The organism is Bradyrhizobium sp. BR14999, assembly GCF_056106085.1.
This window is the reverse complement of record NZ_CM148536.1, coordinates 6,212,374-6,229,344: the sequence shown is the minus strand read 5'-3', so window position 1 is coordinate 6,229,344 and position 16,971 is coordinate 6,212,374. Positions and strand designations below refer to the sequence as shown.

Here is a 16,971-nt window from a genome sequence, read left to right as displayed (position 1 = left end):
CTGGTCTAGTCCTTCAAGACGACGAGATCGGCCAGCGTCCACTCAAGCGTGACGGTGTCGCCGGGAACGAACAGGCGGCCTGTGCCTGCATTGGGCTGCTGCACGAGCACGCGATGGCCGCTCTCGAGCGTGATGCGATAGAGCACGGCGCCGCCGAGGAAGTTGGTGTTCTCGACGGTGCCATGCGCGGAGCTGCCGGCTGCGATGGCCGCATCGATGCGTGGCGAGAGCCGGATCTTTTCCGGGCGCAGCGCCACCGAGAGAACGCCGGTGCCCTGCGTCTCGGCGGGCGGCAGCGCCAGGATCAGGTCTTTGCCGACGTTGAGGTTCGGCCCGACGCGTTCGCCGCGAAAGATGTTGGTGTCACCGATGAAGTCGGCCACGAAGCGCGTGGTCGGCTGGTTGTAGATCTCGCTGGGCGTGCCGACCTGCTCGACTCGGCCGCCATTCATCACGGCGATCCGGTCGGACATTGCCAGCGCCTCTTCCTGGTCGTGGGTGACAAAGACGAGAGTGAGGCCGAGCTTCTTCTGGAGCTGCTTGAGCTCGAATTGCATCTGCTGGCGCAGCTTCTTGTCGAGCGCCCCGAGCGGCTCGTCGCAGAGCAGGACGCGCGGCGCGATCACGATGGCGCGGGCAAGCGCGACGCGCTGCTGCTGGCCGCCGGAGAGCTGCGCCGGGCGGCGATCTTCCAGCCCGGACAGCTCCACCATGGCGAGCGCCGCCTTCACCTTCGCTGCGATGCTCGCCTTGTCGAGCCCGCGCATGCGCAGGCCAAAAGCGACGTTCTCGGCGACGGTGCGATGCGGGAACAGTGCGTAGTTCTGGAACACCATGCCCATGTCGCGTTTGTGCGCGGGCACGTGGGTGATGTCGGCGCCGTCGACACGGATCGCGCCCGCGCTCGGCGTCTCGAAGCCGGCGATCATGCGCAGCGTCGTGGTCTTGCCGCAGCCGGACGGACCGAGCAGGGAGAAGAACTCGCCCTGCCGGATGTCCATCGCGACCGCGTCCACCGCGCGGACGCCGCCGTCATAGACCTTGCTGACGCCGGCGATCTCGATCGACGCGCTCATGCGCGGAAGATCCGGTTGACGCGCTGGTCGATCTCGTCCTTGCGCTCATTGTACCATTTCCAGTCGACCTGGATCAGCTTCGAGACCTTCTCAGGCGTGGTGAGCAGCTTGGCATCATATTTGGCGTCGAGCTTCACCTTCTTGTTGGCCGGCGAATACCAGACCGTTTCAGCCAGGCGCTTCTGCACTTCCGGCCGGAGCATGTAGTTGACGTAGGCGTTGGCGAGCTCCTTCATCTTGCTGCCGGGCGTGATGGTCAGGACCTGCTCCAGCGACAAGACGCCTTCGCTCGGCGCCACGAAATCGATCGGCTGGTTCTGGCCGTCATAGCGATAGATGCCGGAATCGTGGATGACGCAGAGGCCGACTTCGCCGGACAGCAGCATCTTCTCCATCGCGCCGGTGAAATCGACGATCTTGATCGGCTTCAGCTTCTCGAGCGCCGCATAGGCGGCATCGAGATCGGTCTGGCCCTTGCCGAACAGCGTGCCGCACATCATCAGGAAGGCCTGGCCGAGACTGTTGACCGGAATGACATAGCCGCCGCGCACGCCGTTGTATTTAGCGTCCCACAGCTCCTTCCAGGACGTGACGTTGCCGTAGCCTTTGTCGGTGCGCATACCGAGGCCGATCGCGCTCGTGAAGATCGAGACGCCGACGATCTTCTCGCTGACCGCGTAGGGATAGACGTCGGCGACGTTCGGCACCAGCTTAGGATCGATCTTCGGCTCGACAAGACCCATCTCGGCGGCTGCCCACTGCTCGTTGGAGTTGGTGTGCAGCACGTCGTAGATCGGCGCCGAGCGCGAGCTCGCCTGGAGTTTCGGCAAGTATGGAAAGGCAGAGTCGGTCTGGAGCTTGCACTTGAACTCGCTCTCGAAGGCGGGGCCGATCTCGGCCTTCATGATCTCGCCCCACTTGCCGCCCCAGCCGGTGATGCGCAGCGTCGGATCTTCGGCGCGCGCGACGTAAGGCGCGGCGATGGTGCCGATGCCGAGCGAGGCGCTCGCGGTCAGAAAGCGGCGGCGGCTGAGCCGTGACGATCCCAGAGCTTTCATCATGTGTCGATTCCTTCGTTGGAATGAGCGGTTACAATTTGACGTAGGAGCGCAGGCCGACCGTGCGATCGAGCCCGATGACGACGACAAAGGCGAGCACGATCGAGACCACCGAGGCGGCGCCGATGGTGCCGTCGAGATCGAACTTGAGATAGTTGAACAGCGTGACCGGCAGCGTCTCGTTGCCCGGGCTAACCAGGAACAGCGACACCGGGAACTGGTCGAACGAGACGATGAAAGAGAAGATCGCGCCTGCGAGCACACCGGGCTTGATCAGCGGCAGAGTCACCTCGAAGAAAGTGCGCAAGGGACTGGCGCCGAGATTGCGCGCGGCTTCTTCCAGGCGCGTGTCGAAATTATGCAGCACGGCGAGGGTGGTGCGCACCACGTAAGGCAGCGTCACCAGCGTGTGGCCGCCAATGAGGCCCCAGGTCGGCCGCCCGACATCGAGCAGCACATAGGTCTGGAACAGCGCAAGGCCGGTGAGGATCGCCGGCAGCATCAGGGGCGAAAGCATCGTTGCGACGATAAGCCGGGTGCCCGGCAGGTTGCCGCGCGCGAGCGCCAGCGCCGCGCAGGCGCCCAGCATAGTTGCGGACACGGTGGTGAGCACGGCGACTTCGAGGCTGAAGCCGAGCGCGTGCATGAAGTCGCGCGTAGCGAAGAATTTTTCGAACCAGCGCAAGGACACGCCGACCGGCGGAAACTGGATGAACGGCGTCGGGTTCAGCGCGAAGACCACGACGATCGCGATGGGCGCCAGTAGGAAGACCAGGATGGCGATGTTGAGGACGAGATAGAGGGTGCGGCCGTAAGGCCATGCGGCTGCAGCCGCTCGTGCGGATGCTGCCTGCCGGCTTGCTGCGAGCGCTGCGCTGTTCGAGGCCGCGGTTTGCATCTCCGACCTCACTGCAATTCGCGCTGGCCGGAGACGAGGCCGAGCGCGCGGTTATAGGCGATGACGAGCATGAGCGAGATCACGAGCAGCACGATGCCGAGCGCAGCGGCGAAGCCGACGTTGAAGTTTGCCGAGATCTGCTGGTAGATCAGGATCGGCAGCGTCATGATCTGGAAGCCACCGAGCAGGATCGGCGTGACGTAGGCGCTGATCGCGAGCGCGAAGACCAGCAGCGATCCGGCGAGAATGCCGGGCAGGCTGAGCGGCAACGTCACCTCGAGAAAGGCGCGCAAGGGACTCGCGCCGAGATTTTCCGCGGCCTGCTCGAGCCGTTCGTCGATGCGGCCGATCACGCCGGTCAGCGTCAGCACCATGAACGGGACGTAGATGTGGACGAGGCCGATCACGATGCCGGTCTCCGTGTACATCAGTTTCAACGGTTGAGCGATAAGGCCGAGCGACATGAGGGTCTGATTGATCACGCCCTTGTCTGAGAGCAGCGTCATCCAGGCGAAGGTGCGCACCACGATGCCGGTCAGCATCGGCGCCAGCACGGCCATCAGCAGCAGCGCATGCCCGGTGCGGCTCTTGATGCGCGCCATCCAGTGCGCCAGCGGATAGCCGATTGCGAGTGCAACCAGCGTGGTCACGAGCCCGATCCGGATCGTGGTCCAGATCACTTCCAGATAATAGGGGTCGTTGACGATACGGGCGTAGTGCCGCGTGGTGAATGCGACCTTCGGCATCACCACCGGATTGCCGGTCAATGCGCTCATCAGCGCCATCAGGCCGATCGGCAGGAAGAAGAACAGGGCGAACAGGAATGCGCTCGGCAGAATGAAGAGTGCAAGGCCGTTGGGGCGGGTTGTCGAAGCGCTGCTCATCGCGTCCCCGTCTGCGCGGCATCTTGATTGAGTGGATCGCCGGTCATCCGCCGCAGCTTTGCCGCCATCGCCGCCAGCTCGCGGCGGACATTGGCGCGATCGGCGGCAGTGGTCGCCTGCACTGAATAGGACACCGCGATGCCGATCATCTCGCCGGTCTCGCCACTCTTGAGCGCAAAGCCTTGCGAGCCGACGCCTTCGATGGATTCGTCGGCGGCTTCCGAAATACCGGTGCGGCGGATCTCGTCGAGGCGCGCCGTCAGTTGCTTGAAGTTTTGTGGCGAGTTGCGCGGCAGCCTGGGATAGCTCGCCGGCACGCGCGCGCGAATCTCCTCATCCGAGAGGCGCGCGAGCATGGCGCGGCCGTTTGAGGTCGCGAGCGCCGGCGTGCGCTGGCCCGGCGGATTGACGACGCGCAAGGGATTCGAGCCCGGAACGATCCTGAGCACGACCTGTTCGTAGCCGTCGAGCACGGCGATGTAGCCGGTGTGTCCGGTGCGCGCGCAGACCTCGCGCAGCTCGCGCTCGGCCATGCTGATGAGATCGTCATGGGCGCGGTGCAGCCGGCCGAGCTCGAAGGTGAGCAGGCCGGGGCGGTAGCGGCGGGTGTGCGGATCCTGCTCGAGCAGGCCGCAATCGCGCAAGGAACGCAGAAGCCGCGAGGTCGAGCTCTTCGGCTTGCCTGTCAACGCCATCACGTCCGCAAAAGACAGATCGGGTCGCGCGCTGGAGAAGCAGCGCAGGATCTCGATCGCGTTGGTGAGAGCGCTCATGAAGGTCGGTCCACACGGTTCCATATTTCGGAACCATGTCCCAAATTCTAAGGCCAACACGGAAGCGGGCAAGCGGAAATTTCTGGCAGGTGGCGCCCGATTGCTCAGATGCAGCGGAAGGTCGCTTGCAGGGATGGCGAAGGGCGCACTGCGTGTGGCGGTGCGCCATGTCTCGGAGTCAGGCAGCTATTGCGGTGACCTTGCCGATCCATTCGCGGGCGAGCGTCACCTCGGCCTGCGACAATTGATGGCCGCCTCTGGGGATCAGCCTCCGGTCCAGTGAACGAATCGGCGCTCGATCACGAGGAACATGAGGTTCAGGGAATAGCCCAGCGCGCTCGCGGCGAAGATTGCGGCATACATCGCGGGCATGTCGAAGAGCTGCTGGGCCTCGAACACGCGCTGGCCGAGCCCGTCGGTCGAGCCGATGAACATCTCGGCGACGACGATGATGACGAGAGCCAGCGACACGCCGTTGCGCAGTCCCACAAAGGTCTGCGGCAGCAATTCCTTGAGCATGACGTCAAACAGGACGCGCGCACGTGAGGCGCCCATCACCTTGGCCGCCAGCAGTCGCGTCTTGCGTGCGTTCATGACGCCATAGGCGACGTTGAACAGGATCACCAGGGCCGCGCCGAAGGCCGCCACCGAGATCTTGGTGCGGTCGCCCACGCCGAACAACACCAGGAATAGCGGGAACATGGCCGAGGCCGGCGTCGAGCGGAAGAAGTCGATCAGGAATTCGACCGAGCGGTAGACCTTTTCGGACGAGCCGAGCAGGATCCCGAGCGGAATGGCGATGACGGCCGCAATTGCTGTTGAGGTGATTGTCCGCACCACGGTCCTGGCGAAGTCGACGCCGAGCTTGCCGGACTGCATGCCCTCCCACAGCGTGCGGAAGGTCGCAAGCGGCGAGGGCAACAGCACCGGATCGACCAGCTTGAGGAAGCTGACGAGCGACCAGATCGCCAGCAGGATCGCGATGCCGACGAGCGGCAACAGGGCATTGGCGCGTCTCATCCGCGATGCACCTCGCGCTGGAACAGCTTCAGGCAATGGGCTTTGGTGGCGACGAAGCCGGGCTCGGACATGGTGCGATCGGTTCGCGGCCGGGGGACGTCGAACGGAACGAATTCGACGGCGCGTGCCGGGTGCCGCGACAGTAGCAGATCCGATCCTGGCCCCGCGCAGCGGCGCTTGGGGCCATCAGTCTGATCCTCGCCGGCGGAACCCGTGTAACGAATAGCGTTCGACACCAAGTTCTGCAGAATGCGTTGCAAGAGCAATTGATCGCTTTCGACTCATGCCCCGCTGCCGCCGATCTCCAGCCGCAGCCTCTTGGCTTCAGCGGCGGACGCGAATGTCTATCGGATGGCTCCGAGTAACGGAGACAGAGGGAAATGCGATAGCGCTGGCTTGGTCGCGCCCGCTCGATCTTCGACGTGTGGAGGATCGAATCGAACATGTCGGCCGATCTCGATCTATCGCGACTCTCCGGGAGGACGGGCAACCGTGCGGCTAAAGGCCGGTCTGAAACTGCTTGGACGCCTGTCATGTGACGCCGCGCGGCCACCGCAGCCGCCAGCGAAACGCGGCGAGTTGCATGCACTGCGAACTGCCGGCGTGCTCTAAGCCGTGAAGAACGGATTGGCCGGCCGCGCGAGGCCGAGATGATCGCGCAATGTCGTGCCCTCATAGCCGCTGCGGAACAGCCCGCGCTCCTGCAAGACCGGCACCACGAGCTCGACAAAGTCCTCGAAGCCTTCGTGGAAATAGGGCGGCATCACGTTGAAACCGTCGGCGGCACGCTCCTCGAACCAGAGCTGGAGAGTATCGGCGATGCGTTCGGCCGAGCCGCACAGCACCCAATGGCCGCGAGCGGCGGCGGTGAGATTGTAGAGGTCGCGCAGCATCATGTTCTCGCGGCGGCCCTTGGCGAGCATGACACTGGCAAAGCTGTGATAGCTGTCCGACGGCGCGATATCGGGGATCGGCCCGTCGAGATCGTAGGCCGACATGTCGCTGCCAAAGCGGTCTGACAGGATGGCGAGCGCATTGCTGCCGCTGACGAAGCTCTGGAGCGTGTTGAGCTTCTCGAACGCCTCCTTGTCGGTGCGGCCCACCACGGGCATCACGCCCGGCAGCACGGTGACATCCTCGGGCCTGCGTCCGAACGCCGGCAGGCGCGTCTTCAGCGAGGCGTAGCCGGCCCTGGCTTCCTCGATGTCCTGCACCACCGAGAATACGATGTCGGCGGTGCGCGCGGCGAGCGCCTGGCCGGCCTCGGAGCCGCCGGCCTGGAGCACGACGGGCTGGCCTTGCGGGCTGCGACCGATGTTGAGCGGGCCCTTCACCTTGAAGAAGGCACCGTCATGGTCGATCGGGCGGAGCCTTGCCGGATCGATGTAGAGACCGCTGGTGCGGTCGGCGACGATGGCGTCATCCGCCCAGCCGTCCCACAGGCCCTTGACCACGTCGAGGAACTCGCCTGCCATCTCGTAGCGGCGGGCGTGGTCGGGATGGGTGGTGCCGAAATTCGCTGCCGTCGCCGGATTGGCCGTCGTCACCGCGTTCCACGCCGCGCGCCCGTTGGAGATGTGATCGAGCGAAGCGAACACGCGCGCGACCGAGAACGGATCGCTGTAGGTGGTGGAGACGGTGGCGCCGAGCCCGATATGGCTGGTTGATGTCGAAAGCGCCGCCAGCATGGTCAGAGGCTCCAGCCGCAGCGTGTAGGAGGGATGGGCCGCCGCGTCGGCATAGAGATTGTCGCCCATGAAGATCAGGTCGAACTTACCGCGCTCGGCGGTGCGGCCGATCTCCTGAATCGCCGCAAAGTCCTGGAAGCTGTCGACCGCGCCGGGATAGCGCCATCCCGCGACATGACTGCCGGTGCCGAGGATGAACAGGCCGAGATGCATCTGTCGTTTCATGGCGTCATCTCCAGAACAGGATCTTTCGCTCGAGGAGGCCGACCAGGCCGAAGAAGGCGAGGCTCGCGGCGGAAGCCAAGAAGATCGCCGACCAGACCTGGACGAAGTCGATCTGGAGCACGGCCTGGTAGATCACCCAGCCGAGCCCGCCATGGGCGCCGAGCATTTCGGTGACGATCGCCACGATCACGCTGCGCACGGTGGAAACGCGCATGCCGGCGAGCAGGAGCGGCAGAGCGGTCGGCAGGCGCAATCGCCACAGCACGCTGAGGCGGCTCGCACCAAAACTCTTCATCAGGTCGACAGCGCGGCGATCGACCCGGTCGAGCCCGGCCAGCATCGACAGCAGGATGGTGAAGCTCACCGCCATCGCCACCATCACGATCTTCGAGCTGATTCCAATGCCGAACCAGAGCAGGATCAGCGGCGAATAGCCGACCACGGGCACCGAATTGATCGCGGTTGCAAGCGGCAGGATCGCGCTGCGCAATGCCGGCACCAGGGCGATCGCAACGGCAAGGCCGATGCCGATCAGGCAGCCGAGCCCGTAGCCTGCGAGTGCTTCGAGCAGTGTGTAGCCGGCAGCGTCGATAAGGATTGCGCGTTTGGACCAGAGACCGAGGAGGATGTCGCTCGCGGCGGGCAGGACATAGGCCGGCAGATGCAGTCCGCGCGCCACGCCCTCCCAGCACGCGATCAGGAGCACGGCGCCCAGAATGCCGCGCTGGACGGCGAGCGAGGGGGAGGCGAGCGCGCGGCTCATTGCTCGGCGTTCCAGAACACCAGCCGCCGCTCGACCGCCGCGACCACCGCATAGAAGCCGGTGCCGAGCAGGGCCGCGGCGAGCAGGGCGCCCCAGATCGCGACGACGTTCTCGGTGAACATGGCCTGGAGCAGCAGCACACCGAGGCCTGTGGTGTCGCCGAACCATTCGCCGACGATGGCGCCGACGAGGCTCAGTGACGCAGCGAGCCGCAGCGCCACGAAGATCTGCGGCAACGCGGTCGGCAGCTGCAACCGCAGCAGGAGCTGGCGGTTGGAGGCGCCGAAGCTGCGCATCAGCGCGACCTGCTTGGGATCGACGGTCTCGAGGCCCAGCAGCGTATTTACCGTCACCGGAAAGAAGGTCAGATAGAACGCAATGATCGCCTTGGCGAGCAGCGTGTTGCCGAACCACAGCACCACCAGCGCGCCGAAGGCGATGACCGGAATGGTCTGCGACACCACGAAGATCGGAAAGACCATCTCGCGCAGCGCGCGGACGCGGAAGAATACGATCCCCATGAGCACGCCGAAAGCGCAGCCGGACGCAAAGCCGATCAGCGTCTCCGCAAGCGTGCGTAGGAAACCGTCGACATAGGCGCGCGGTGTCGCCGCCATCGCCATCAGGATCGTGCTGAGGCGCGGCAGATAATAGGGGCGGATGCCGAACAGCAGCACCGCGCCTTCCCAGATCACCGCCGCAATGGCGAGGCCGAGCAGGAGCCGGATCAGCCTGCGCAGCGAATCCGGCATCGTGATCGGCCGCGTCGCGGCGGCGGCCTCACTGAGCGATGTCGCGGCAGGGCTGCTCACGGCAGCCTGTCCGCCACGGGGACGCTCTGGATGAAGCTTGCGTCATAGGCAGCGGCGAGATCGACCGGCTTGGAGATCACGCCGTACTTCAGGAAGAAGTCGTGCGCGGTCTTGACCGCGTCCGCGTCGATCCAGAACAGGCCGTTCTTCGCCGCCGCGCCTGATGTCATCAGGCGCTTCACCTCGCTGAGCATGAATTCCTGCTGCGCGCGGTCGAGCGTCGGGGCTGCGGCCATCACGGTGTCGACGGCGCCCTTGGGATCGGAGAAGGCGTCCTTCCAGCCCTTCAGCGAAGCGCGCAAAAACGCCTTGACCAGCTCCGGCTTCTCCTTGGCGGTCGCCTCGGCCACGATCAGCGTGTCGCGCGGGAAGGTGATGCCGTAATCTTCGGCGACGAAGGTCTTCAGGCTGTCCTTCGGCATGCGCGACTGGATGGTGTAGAACTCGTTGTAATAGGTCGCCGTGACCACATCGACGCTGCCGTCGACGAAAGGCGTCACCGACACCTGCTGCGGCTGGATCTTCAATTCATCCGGCTTGATGCCTTCCTTGGCCAGCATGCCGTTGAGCACGTGGTTGGCACCGGTGAACCAGGTGGTGACGGTCTTGCCCTTGAAGTCCTGGATCGTCTTCACCGGCCCGCCCTTGCGGGTGACGAAGATGAACGGCGTGATCTGGTGCGAGACGCCGATGCAGACGATCGGCAGTCCCTTGTCGCGCGCGGCGAACACGCTGTCGGTGCCGCCGGACAGGCCGAACGTGTCGGCGCCGGTCGCGACCAGGTTCTCGGTGAGCAGATTGGGCCCGCCGGGATTGATGGTGAGGTCGATGCCCTCGGCCTTGTAATAGCCCTTGGCTGCGGCGACATAGAAGCCGGCGAACTGCGCCTGCGGCAGCCATTTCAGGCGCAGGCTCGCCTTCTGCAACTCGGCTGCCGGCGCGGCCGTGACAAGCGAGCCGGTCGCCAGAGCGATGGCGGAGAGGACGGAGAAGGCGTGGCGTCGGCTCAACATGGTCATACTCCAGGCGATGAAAATCAATTGCGGTAAGAAGGATCGGTGCGATCGAGCTGTCGCATCAGCGCGGGCCATTCGCGTTCGCCGGGTACGAGAATGTCGCCCTGCAATTCCCAGAACTGGCGCGCGGCCTTCTCGCAGACCTCGTGTGGCGGCATCACCAGCGTGGCGCCAGCCGCGGCTGCCGCCTGCATCTGAAGCTGGATCCGCGCGGCGCGCTCGAAATAATAGAGCAGCATGAAGGCCTCGCCCGGCGTCCGGCCGACGGTGAGGATGCCATGGTTGCGCATCAGCATCACCTTGTGCGGGCCGAGGTCGCGCACGAGGCGTGTCTGCTCGTCGAGGTCGATGGCGACGCCTTCGTAGTCGTGGAAGGCCTGGCGGTCGTAGAAGCGCATCGCGAACTGGCTGAGCGGCAACAGGCCTTTCTCTTGCCCGGAGACCGCAACGCTTGCGTCCGAATGGGTGTGCAGCACGCAGGCCGCGTCGTGGTTCGACGTGTGGATCGCGGCATGGATCACGAACGCCGCAACGTTGACGGCGTGAGGCGTGTCGTCGAGCTTGTTGCCCTTGGTGTCGATCTTCACCAGGCTCGATGCCGTGATCTCGTCGAACAGCAGCCCATAGGGATTGATCAGGAACTGATCGTCATGGCCGGGCACGCGCAGGGAGATGTGGTTGTAGATCAGGTCGTCCATGCCGAGCCTGGCGACCATGCGATAGCAGGCCGCAAGCTTGATCCGGGCATCCCACTCGGCGGTTTCGATCCCGCGCGGCGCGGGCTCTTTCGCTGACATCGCGTTCACTGCGTCTTCTCCTGCGCGATGGAGGATTGGAACGATTTCATGCTTTCTTCCTCGATCGCATCGAGCAGCGTGCGCTTGAGGCGGACGAATTCGGGCGAGGTGACGATCTCGGGCCGGCGCGGGCGCGGGAGGTCGACGACCTGTTCGAGTTTCACCGAGCCGGGGCGCGCCGTCATGACCAGCACACGGTCGCCGAGGAAGATTGCCTCGTCGACGTCATGGGTAATGAAGAGAATGGTGCGGCGGTATTTCTGCCAGACATCGAGCAGCCAGCGCTGCATCATCGCCCGCGTCAGCGCATCGAGCGCGCCGAACGGCTCGTCCAGCAGCATCAGGTCGCGTTCGAACAGGAAGGTGCGCATTAGCGCGACGCGCTGGCGCATGCCGCCGGACAATTGATTGGGGTACTGCTTCTCGAAGCCGGCGAGGCCGAACTCGGGCAGCATCTTCAGCGCCTTGGCGCGCGCCTGGTCGCGCGGCATGCCTTCGATCTCGAGCGCGAGGATGGCATTGTCGACCACGTTGCGCCATGGAAACAGCAAGTCGCGCTGCGGCATGAAGGAGACGCGGCCGAGCAAGTCGGCCGAATGGCAGCTCTTGCCCTCAAAGCGCAGGATGCCGCCGGCATCGGGCTCATCGAGGCCGGCGACGATGTTGAAAAGGGTGCTCTTACCGCAGCCGCTGGGGCCGACGACGGTGACGAACTCGCCGGGCGCGGCGCTCGCCTGAAGTCCCGAGAGTGCCGCGACGGGGCCGAAGGTCTTGTTGACCGCGCGCAGTTCGAGCAGCGACTCAGGCTTCGGGTGAGCCTGCGGGGGTTCGGTCAGTCCGGGATTGGTAAGGCGGGCAGCCTGCACCGGGATGTCCTTGTATAATGGTGGCGGCCATTCGCATACGAGAGCGGACCGCGTCGAAATCTCTTAGCAACTCGTGTGCCAGTATGATTTTCCGGCAAATCAGGCATAAGACTTGCGAGAACCGCAGCGCAAATGTCGGAATTGCTCCGCATCTCCGACAGAAAACAGGTCGATTGGTTGGAATATGGGTGACGGTATATATACTTGTATTGGTATTGGAGAAACATAATGGCGAGTATTGGTGCACATGGTGCAGGCAAGCGCGTCAAAAATGGGCACGAAACTCTCACCGCGAGCCCCGGCATGACGCTCGCCGAAAGCCTGCGCCAGAGGCTCGAGGGTGCGATCGCAGCCGGCCACCTGGAGCCGGGCAGCCGGCTCGATGAGCAGGAGATCGCCCAGCGCTTCGGCGTCTCGCGCACGCCGGTGCGAGAGGCGTTCCGCCTGATGGCTGCCAACAATCTGGTCGAGCTGCGCGGCCGGCAGGGTGCGACGGTCCGCAGCATCAAGGCGCAGGCGCTGATTGAGATGTTCCAGGTCATGGCCGAGCTCGAGGGGCTCTGCGCGCGGCTCGCCGCCCGGCGCGTCTCGCAGGTTTGGGGGGTAGAAATTGGCAAGATTCACCAACGGCTTGTGGCGGCAGGCGAGAGCGGCGACGTCGACCTCTTCTACGACATCAACCAGGACTTCCACGAAGCGATCTATGAGGCTTCGCGCAATACCTTCCTCGCCGAGCAGACCCGCAAGCTGCGCAATCAGGTGGCTGCCTATCGCCGCCGGGTCACGCGGATGCCGAACCGGATTACCGATACTGTCCGCGAGCACGAGGCGATCATGCAAGCGATCCTGGCGCACGACCCGGAGCGGGCGCACAGCGCCATGCGCGACCACGTCAACCTGCTGGGCGACAACCTGCTGGACTTCCTCGCCGCCTTCGAATGACCTAGGGGCCGCTTGGTATGCAAATTGCTAGACCTTGTATATCTAGCTTGCATCCTGGAGACCCGGAGTGGACCTGAAGCTGACGAACAAGACCGCGCTCATTACCGGTGCGTCGAAAGGAATTGGACTTGCGGTGGCCGAACTCTTCGCCGCGGAAGGGTGTCATCTGCATCTCGCCGCCCGCAACGGCGAGGCGATGCTGGAGGCGAAGAAGCAGCTCGAAGCCCGCCATGGCGTGAAGATCACGATCCATGCGCTCGATTTGTCGAGCACGGCTGCGATGGAAAGGCTCGCGGCCGAGGTCGGCGACATCGATATTCTCATCAATAATGCCGGCGACATCCCGGCCGGGTCGCTGGAAGTCCTCGACGATGCAGCCTGGCGACGCGGCTTCGATCTCAAGGTGTTCGGCTACATCACGCTGTCGCGTCTCTATTATCCGCGCATGAAGGGCAAGGACGGCGTCATCATCAACATCATCGGCAATTCCGGTGAGAACTGGGACGCGAGCTACATCGCGGGCTCGACCGGCAATGCGGCGCTGATGTCCTTCACCAAGGCGCTCGGCGGCCGCAGCCTCGATCACGGCGTGCGCGTCGTCGCGGTCAATCCGGGGCCGGTGGCCACCGACCGCATGCTCAAGATCATGAAGCGCAAGGCGATCGACATGCTCGGCGACGAAAGCCGCTGGGAAGAGCTGTTCGACAAATATCCGGGCAAGCGCCCGGCGACGTCGGAAGAGGTCGCCGATCTCGTCGCCTTCCTGTCCTCGCCGCGGTCCGGCTACATCACTGGGACGGTGGTGACGATCGACGGCGGCATCGCTGCGCGCGGCTCGGTGATCTGAGGCGTCGATGTCAGGAGCGCAATCGGCGGCGCTGGTCCGCAACCGCTATTTCGACGAGCTCTCGGCGACGCCGGGACTCTACTGGCTCGGCCAGAACACCAACCATATCGAGAGCCACCCCGCGGTGCGCGAGGCGATGCTACGCTCGATCGAGGTGGGCGAGTTCAACGCCTATGCCCCGCCGCTCGGCTTCGAGGCGTTGCGCGCGGCGATCGTCGCCGATCTCGGCACGCCCGGCGCCGAGGCGCTGGTAACCGAGGGCGGCGTCAACGCACTGGCGATGATCTGCCGCGCGCGCTGCAAGCCGGGCACCACGCTGGTCACGACCGATCCGACCTGGAAATGGCCGTGCCTGTTCGCGCGCCAGCAGGGCGCCGAAGTGATCGAGATTCCGATCTACGATCCCGCCTGCGACTACCGCCTGACGCCCGAAGCCTTGAAGGCGAATGTCGATGAGCGCACCGCGATCATTTATCTCGTCGACCCCAACAATCCGCTAGGCATTCGCTACACGCGAGAGGAGATCGAGAGTTTTGCCGCGATCGCGCGCGATTGCGGCGCGCTGCTGGTGCACGACTGCACCTATCGCGATTTCTCCGACGGCCACACGCCGGCGCTTCATGTGGCCCCGAAAGGCTCCGTCGTCTCGACCAGCTTCTCGAAATGGCTCGGGCTCGCCGGCCTGCGCATCGGTGCGCTCGTCGCCGCGCCCGATCTGTTCGAGGTGCTGGCCCAGACTTCGACCAGCGTGCTGGGCGCAAGCGTCATCGCCCAGCGCGCGGCGCAGGCGGGCTTGTCGGTCAAGGCCGAATGGATGAAGAAGGTCCGCAGCACCGACCGGGCCAACAAAGCGATGATCCAGGAGGCGGCGGCCGCGATCGACGGATTGGCGCTGCCGATCATGCCTTCGCATGGCAACTTCCTAGTGCTGGAAACCATCGCAGCCGGCATCCGCCCGGAGGCGCTGGTCGAATGCTTTCGCCGGCAGGGCATCATGATCCGCCAGGGCACCTATCACACCCAGCGCTTTGGCGACCGCTTCGTGAAGATCAGCACCTCGGTGCCGCAGGCGTGGGTCGAAAAACTCTGCACGCTGCTGCCGGAGATGGTGGCGCAAGCGCGCGAGCTCAACGACCTGCCGCCGCAATTCTAGGGACGATGCCGATGAAGATGATCACTGCGAAGGACGGCGTGAAGCTCCATGTGGAAGAGGCCGGCGAGGGCACGCCGATCCTCTTCATCCATGAATTCGGCGGTAATCACGCAAGCTGGGAGCCGCAACTGCGCTATTTTAGCCGTCGCCATCGCTGCATCACCTATGCCGCGCGAGGCTATCCGCCGTCGGACGTGCCTGACAGCGTGGAGGGCTATTCACAGGCGATCGCCGCGGACGACGCGGTCGCCGTGCTCGATGCGCTCGGTATAGAGAAGGCGCACATCGTTGGCCTTTCCATGGGCGGGTTCTGCACGGTGCATTTCGGCCTGCGCACGCCGGAGCGCGCGCTGTCACTCACCGTGGCCGGTGCAGGCTATGGCTGCGAGAAAGAGTTCGAGGAGTATTTTCGCGGCGTCTCGCGCGAAGTGGCTGACAATTTCGAGAAGCAGGGTGCGAAGGAGTTTTCGAAGATCTACGCGCTCGGTGCGAGCCGGGTGCAGTTCCAGAACAAGGATCCGCGCGGCTGGCAGGAATTCGCCGATCGCCTCGCCACCCATTCCGATCGCGGCGCTGCCAATACCATGCGTGGCGTGCAGGCGCGGCGGCCGTCGTTCTATGATCTCGAAGACGGTTTGAAAAAGATGATGGTGCCGACGCTGGTTATCGTCGGCGACGAGGACGACCACTGTCTCCAGCCCGGCATCTTCCTGAAGAAGACCATTCCCGCCTGCGGCCTCTCGGTCTTCCCCAAGACCGGCCACACGCTCAATCTCGAAGAGCCGGCGGCATTCAACACGCTGCTCGCCGAGTTCATCGCCCAGGTCGAGGCGGGACGCTGGCTGCCGCGCGATTCGCGCGCACTGCCGGGCCAGATCATGCGCACGAAGTAGTCGATGACGAGCCAGCCTCTGATCAACGCCAACCGGCTCTGGACCCGTTTGATGGCGCTCGCCGAGATCGGCGCGACGGCGGCCGGCGGGGTCAACCGCCAGGCGCTGAGCGACGGTGAGATCGCCGCCTGGCGCCTTGTCATCGGCTGGGCGCTCGAAGCGGGATTGACGCCGTCGACGGATGCTGCGGGAAACCTGTTCCTGACGCTGGCCGGCCGCCACCGCGCCGCACCGCCGCTTCTGTTCGGCAGTCATCTCGACAGCCAGCCGACAGGCGGGAAGTTCGACGGCGCCGCCGGCGTGATGGCGGCACTCGAAGCGGCGGTCTCGCTCGCTGAGCACGGCGAAAAGCCTGCGCGCGGTATCATCGTCGTCGCCTGGATGAACGAGGAAGGCTCACGCTTCGCCCCGGGCATGATGGGCTCGGAGGCCTTCACGGGTGAGCGCGACATGACGGTCATCCGCGCCGCGCGCGATACAGACGGCATCAGTGTCGGCGAGGCGCTCGACCGCCTTCACCAGGCTTTCCCTGATGTGCCGCACCGGCCGCTCGGCTTTGCTGCCGAGGCCTATCTCGAACTGCACATCGAGCAGGGACCGCTGCTGGAAGCGGCCGCCTGCACCATCGGAGTCGTTACCGGCATCCAAGGCAAGAAGACCTTTCAGGTGGTGGTCGAGGGCGCCGAAGGCCACGCCGGTACGCTGGCGCAGTCGGAGCGGCGCGATGCGCTCGCGGCCTTTGCTCGTGTGGCGGCTGCGCTCCATGCCGAGATCGGCGCCGTCGATGTCGACATCAAGTTCACCATCGGCCGGGTTGCTGTCGTGCCGAACGCGCCGTCGGTGGTGCCGTCGCGCGTCAGCTTCAGCATCGATCTGCGTCATCCCGATAATACGGTGCTCGATGCGGCTGGCGCGCGCATCACGGCTCTGTGCCAGGAGAATGCCCCGCCGTGCACGGTCACGGTGACGCCGCTCGTGGATGCGCCATCGAACGTCTTCGATCCGCGCCTGCGCGCGAGCATCGCGAAGGCAGCGCGGGAGCAGAGGCATTCCGCCATGGCGATTCTCTCCGCCGCCGGTCACGATGCCCGTCATCTCGCAAAAGTCTGTCCGGCCGCGATGATCTTCATCCCGTGCCGCGACGGGGCGAGCCATGTCGAGCACGAATGGGCCGAGCCCGATCACGTCGCTGCCGGCGCCGCCGTGCTGGCACAGGTGCTGCGCGAGCTCGCCCTCGCGCCTGCCATCGAGGTGTGAGGA

At 64.8% G+C, this 16,971-nt stretch carries 18 protein-coding genes; 5 read left to right on the top strand and 13 right to left on the bottom strand.

All coding sequences use genetic code 11. The features are described from left to right. Positions 1–5: 5 nt before the first annotated feature. The 13 genes from ACR9YP_RS29295 to ACR9YP_RS29235 all read right to left on the bottom strand — a co-directional run bounded on the left by ACR9YP_RS29295 (position 6) and on the right by ACR9YP_RS29235 (position 11,876). Positions 6–1,076, bottom strand: coding sequence for an ABC transporter ATP-binding protein (locus tag ACR9YP_RS29295; protein ID WP_438109257.1), 1,071 nt, complete (start codon positions 1,074–1,076; stop codon positions 6–8). Next, a complete protein-coding gene (locus ACR9YP_RS29290; RefSeq protein ID WP_474217687.1) occupies positions 1,073–2,137 on the bottom strand; it encodes an ABC transporter substrate-binding protein in 1,065 nt (354 codons plus the stop codon). The genes ACR9YP_RS29295 and ACR9YP_RS29290 overlap by 4 nt, the downstream gene beginning before the upstream one ends. A gap of 28 nt (positions 2,138–2,165) precedes the next feature. Then, a complete protein-coding gene (locus tag ACR9YP_RS29285) occupies positions 2,166–3,032 on the bottom strand; it encodes an ABC transporter permease (RefSeq protein ID WP_438109253.1) in 867 nt (288 codons plus the stop codon). A gap of 8 nt (positions 3,033–3,040) precedes the next feature. Then, positions 3,041–3,916, bottom strand: a complete 876-nt coding sequence (locus tag ACR9YP_RS29280) for an ABC transporter permease (RefSeq protein ID WP_474217686.1) — start codon at positions 3,914–3,916, stop codon at positions 3,041–3,043. Further along, the gene (locus tag ACR9YP_RS29275; protein WP_438109249.1) at positions 3,913–4,689 is read right to left on the bottom strand and encodes an IclR family transcriptional regulator; all 777 of its coding nucleotides are present in this window, start codon (positions 4,687–4,689) and stop codon (positions 3,913–3,915) included. Before ACR9YP_RS29275 ends, ACR9YP_RS29280 begins: the two co-directional genes overlap by 4 nt. 264 nt (positions 4,690–4,953) lie before the next feature. Beyond that, entirely contained in the window at positions 4,954–5,709 is a 756-nt protein-coding gene (locus ACR9YP_RS29270) for an ABC transporter permease (RefSeq protein WP_474217685.1), read from the bottom strand. Further along, entirely contained in the window at positions 5,706–5,969 is a 264-nt protein-coding gene (locus tag ACR9YP_RS29265; protein WP_438109246.1) for a hypothetical protein, read from the bottom strand. Before ACR9YP_RS29265 ends, ACR9YP_RS29270 begins: the two co-directional genes overlap by 4 nt. Before the next feature lie 348 nt (positions 5,970–6,317). Next, positions 6,318–7,622 carry an LLM class flavin-dependent oxidoreductase gene (locus tag ACR9YP_RS29260; RefSeq protein WP_438109244.1) on the bottom strand — a complete coding sequence of 435 codons (1,305 nt, stop codon included), beginning with the start codon at positions 7,620–7,622 and terminating at the stop codon, positions 6,318–6,320. A 4-nt stretch (positions 7,623–7,626) separates the two neighbouring features. Further along, positions 7,627–8,385, bottom strand: coding sequence for an ABC transporter permease (locus tag ACR9YP_RS29255; RefSeq protein WP_438109243.1), 759 nt, complete (start codon positions 8,383–8,385; stop codon positions 7,627–7,629). Then, a complete protein-coding gene (locus ACR9YP_RS29250) occupies positions 8,382–9,197 on the bottom strand; it encodes an ABC transporter permease (protein WP_438109241.1) in 816 nt (271 codons plus the stop codon). The genes ACR9YP_RS29255 and ACR9YP_RS29250 overlap by 4 nt, the downstream gene beginning before the upstream one ends. After that, positions 9,194–10,210, bottom strand: a complete 1,017-nt coding sequence (locus tag ACR9YP_RS29245) for an ABC transporter substrate-binding protein (protein ID WP_474217684.1) — start codon at positions 10,208–10,210, stop codon at positions 9,194–9,196. Before ACR9YP_RS29245 ends, ACR9YP_RS29250 begins: the two co-directional genes overlap by 4 nt. Before the next feature lie 23 nt (positions 10,211–10,233). Continuing rightward, a complete protein-coding gene (locus ACR9YP_RS29240) occupies positions 10,234–11,019 on the bottom strand; it encodes a class II aldolase/adducin family protein (protein ID WP_438109239.1) in 786 nt (261 codons plus the stop codon). Further along, positions 11,016–11,876, bottom strand: a complete 861-nt coding sequence (locus tag ACR9YP_RS29235) for an ABC transporter ATP-binding protein (RefSeq protein WP_438109237.1) — start codon at positions 11,874–11,876, stop codon at positions 11,016–11,018. Before ACR9YP_RS29235 ends, ACR9YP_RS29240 begins: the two co-directional genes overlap by 4 nt. Positions 11,877–12,179: 303 nt before the next feature. Between ACR9YP_RS29235 and ACR9YP_RS29230 the strand changes: the two genes are divergently transcribed. From ACR9YP_RS29230 to ACR9YP_RS29210, 5 genes are all read left to right on the top strand, one after another. Further along, a complete protein-coding gene (locus ACR9YP_RS29230; RefSeq protein ID WP_438109235.1) occupies positions 12,180–12,818 on the top strand; it encodes a GntR family transcriptional regulator in 639 nt (212 codons plus the stop codon). 67 nt (positions 12,819–12,885) lie between these two features. Then, a complete protein-coding gene (locus tag ACR9YP_RS29225) occupies positions 12,886–13,665 on the top strand; it encodes an SDR family oxidoreductase (RefSeq protein ID WP_438109234.1) in 780 nt (259 codons plus the stop codon). 7 nt (positions 13,666–13,672) lie between these two features. Further along, positions 13,673–14,818 (top strand): pyridoxal phosphate-dependent aminotransferase, encoded by a 1,146-nt coding sequence (locus tag ACR9YP_RS29220; protein WP_438109232.1) that lies wholly within the window; start codon positions 13,673–13,675, stop codon positions 14,816–14,818. 11 nt (positions 14,819–14,829) lie between these two features. Then, entirely contained in the window at positions 14,830–15,711 is an 882-nt protein-coding gene (locus tag ACR9YP_RS29215) for an alpha/beta fold hydrolase (protein ID WP_438109230.1), read from the top strand. A 3-nt stretch (positions 15,712–15,714) separates the two neighbouring features. After that, positions 15,715–16,968 (top strand): Zn-dependent hydrolase, encoded by a 1,254-nt coding sequence (locus ACR9YP_RS29210; protein WP_438109228.1) that lies wholly within the window; start codon positions 15,715–15,717, stop codon positions 16,966–16,968. Positions 16,969–16,971 lie beyond the last annotated feature (3 nt).

Excerpts from the sequence above, each read along its gene's own strand:
- ACR9YP_RS29210 (WP_438109228.1), top strand. The coding sequence starts at position 15,715 with ATGACGAGCCAGCCTCTGATCAACGCCAACCGGCTCTGGACCCGTTTG.
- ACR9YP_RS29290 (WP_474217687.1), bottom strand. The coding sequence starts at position 2,137 with ATGATGAAAGCTCTGGGATCGTCACGGCTCAGCCGCCGCCGCTTTCTG.
- ACR9YP_RS29220 (WP_438109232.1), top strand. The coding sequence starts at position 13,673 with ATGTCAGGAGCGCAATCGGCGGCGCTGGTCCGCAACCGCTATTTCGAC.
- ACR9YP_RS29260 (WP_438109244.1), bottom strand. The coding sequence starts at position 7,622 with ATGAAACGACAGATGCATCTCGGCCTGTTCATCCTCGGCACCGGCAGT.
- ACR9YP_RS29275 (WP_438109249.1), bottom strand. The coding sequence starts at position 4,689 with ATGAGCGCTCTCACCAACGCGATCGAGATCCTGCGCTGCTTCTCCAGC.
- ACR9YP_RS29280 (WP_474217686.1), bottom strand. The coding sequence starts at position 3,916 with ATGAGCAGCGCTTCGACAACCCGCCCCAACGGCCTTGCACTCTTCATT.
- ACR9YP_RS29285 (WP_438109253.1), bottom strand. The coding sequence starts at position 3,032 with ATGCAAACCGCGGCCTCGAACAGCGCAGCGCTCGCAGCAAGCCGGCAG.
- ACR9YP_RS29230 (WP_438109235.1), top strand. The coding sequence starts at position 12,180 with ATGACGCTCGCCGAAAGCCTGCGCCAGAGGCTCGAGGGTGCGATCGCA.
- ACR9YP_RS29270 (WP_474217685.1), bottom strand. The coding sequence starts at position 5,709 with ATGAGACGCGCCAATGCCCTGTTGCCGCTCGTCGGCATCGCGATCCTG.
- ACR9YP_RS29255 (WP_438109243.1), bottom strand. The coding sequence starts at position 8,385 with ATGAGCCGCGCGCTCGCCTCCCCCTCGCTCGCCGTCCAGCGCGGCATT.
- ACR9YP_RS29245 (WP_474217684.1), bottom strand. The coding sequence starts at position 10,210 with ATGTTGAGCCGACGCCACGCCTTCTCCGTCCTCTCCGCCATCGCTCTG.
- ACR9YP_RS29295 (WP_438109257.1), bottom strand. The coding sequence starts at position 1,076 with ATGAGCGCGTCGATCGAGATCGCCGGCGTCAGCAAGGTCTATGACGGC.
- ACR9YP_RS29215 (WP_438109230.1), top strand. The coding sequence starts at position 14,830 with ATGAAGATGATCACTGCGAAGGACGGCGTGAAGCTCCATGTGGAAGAG.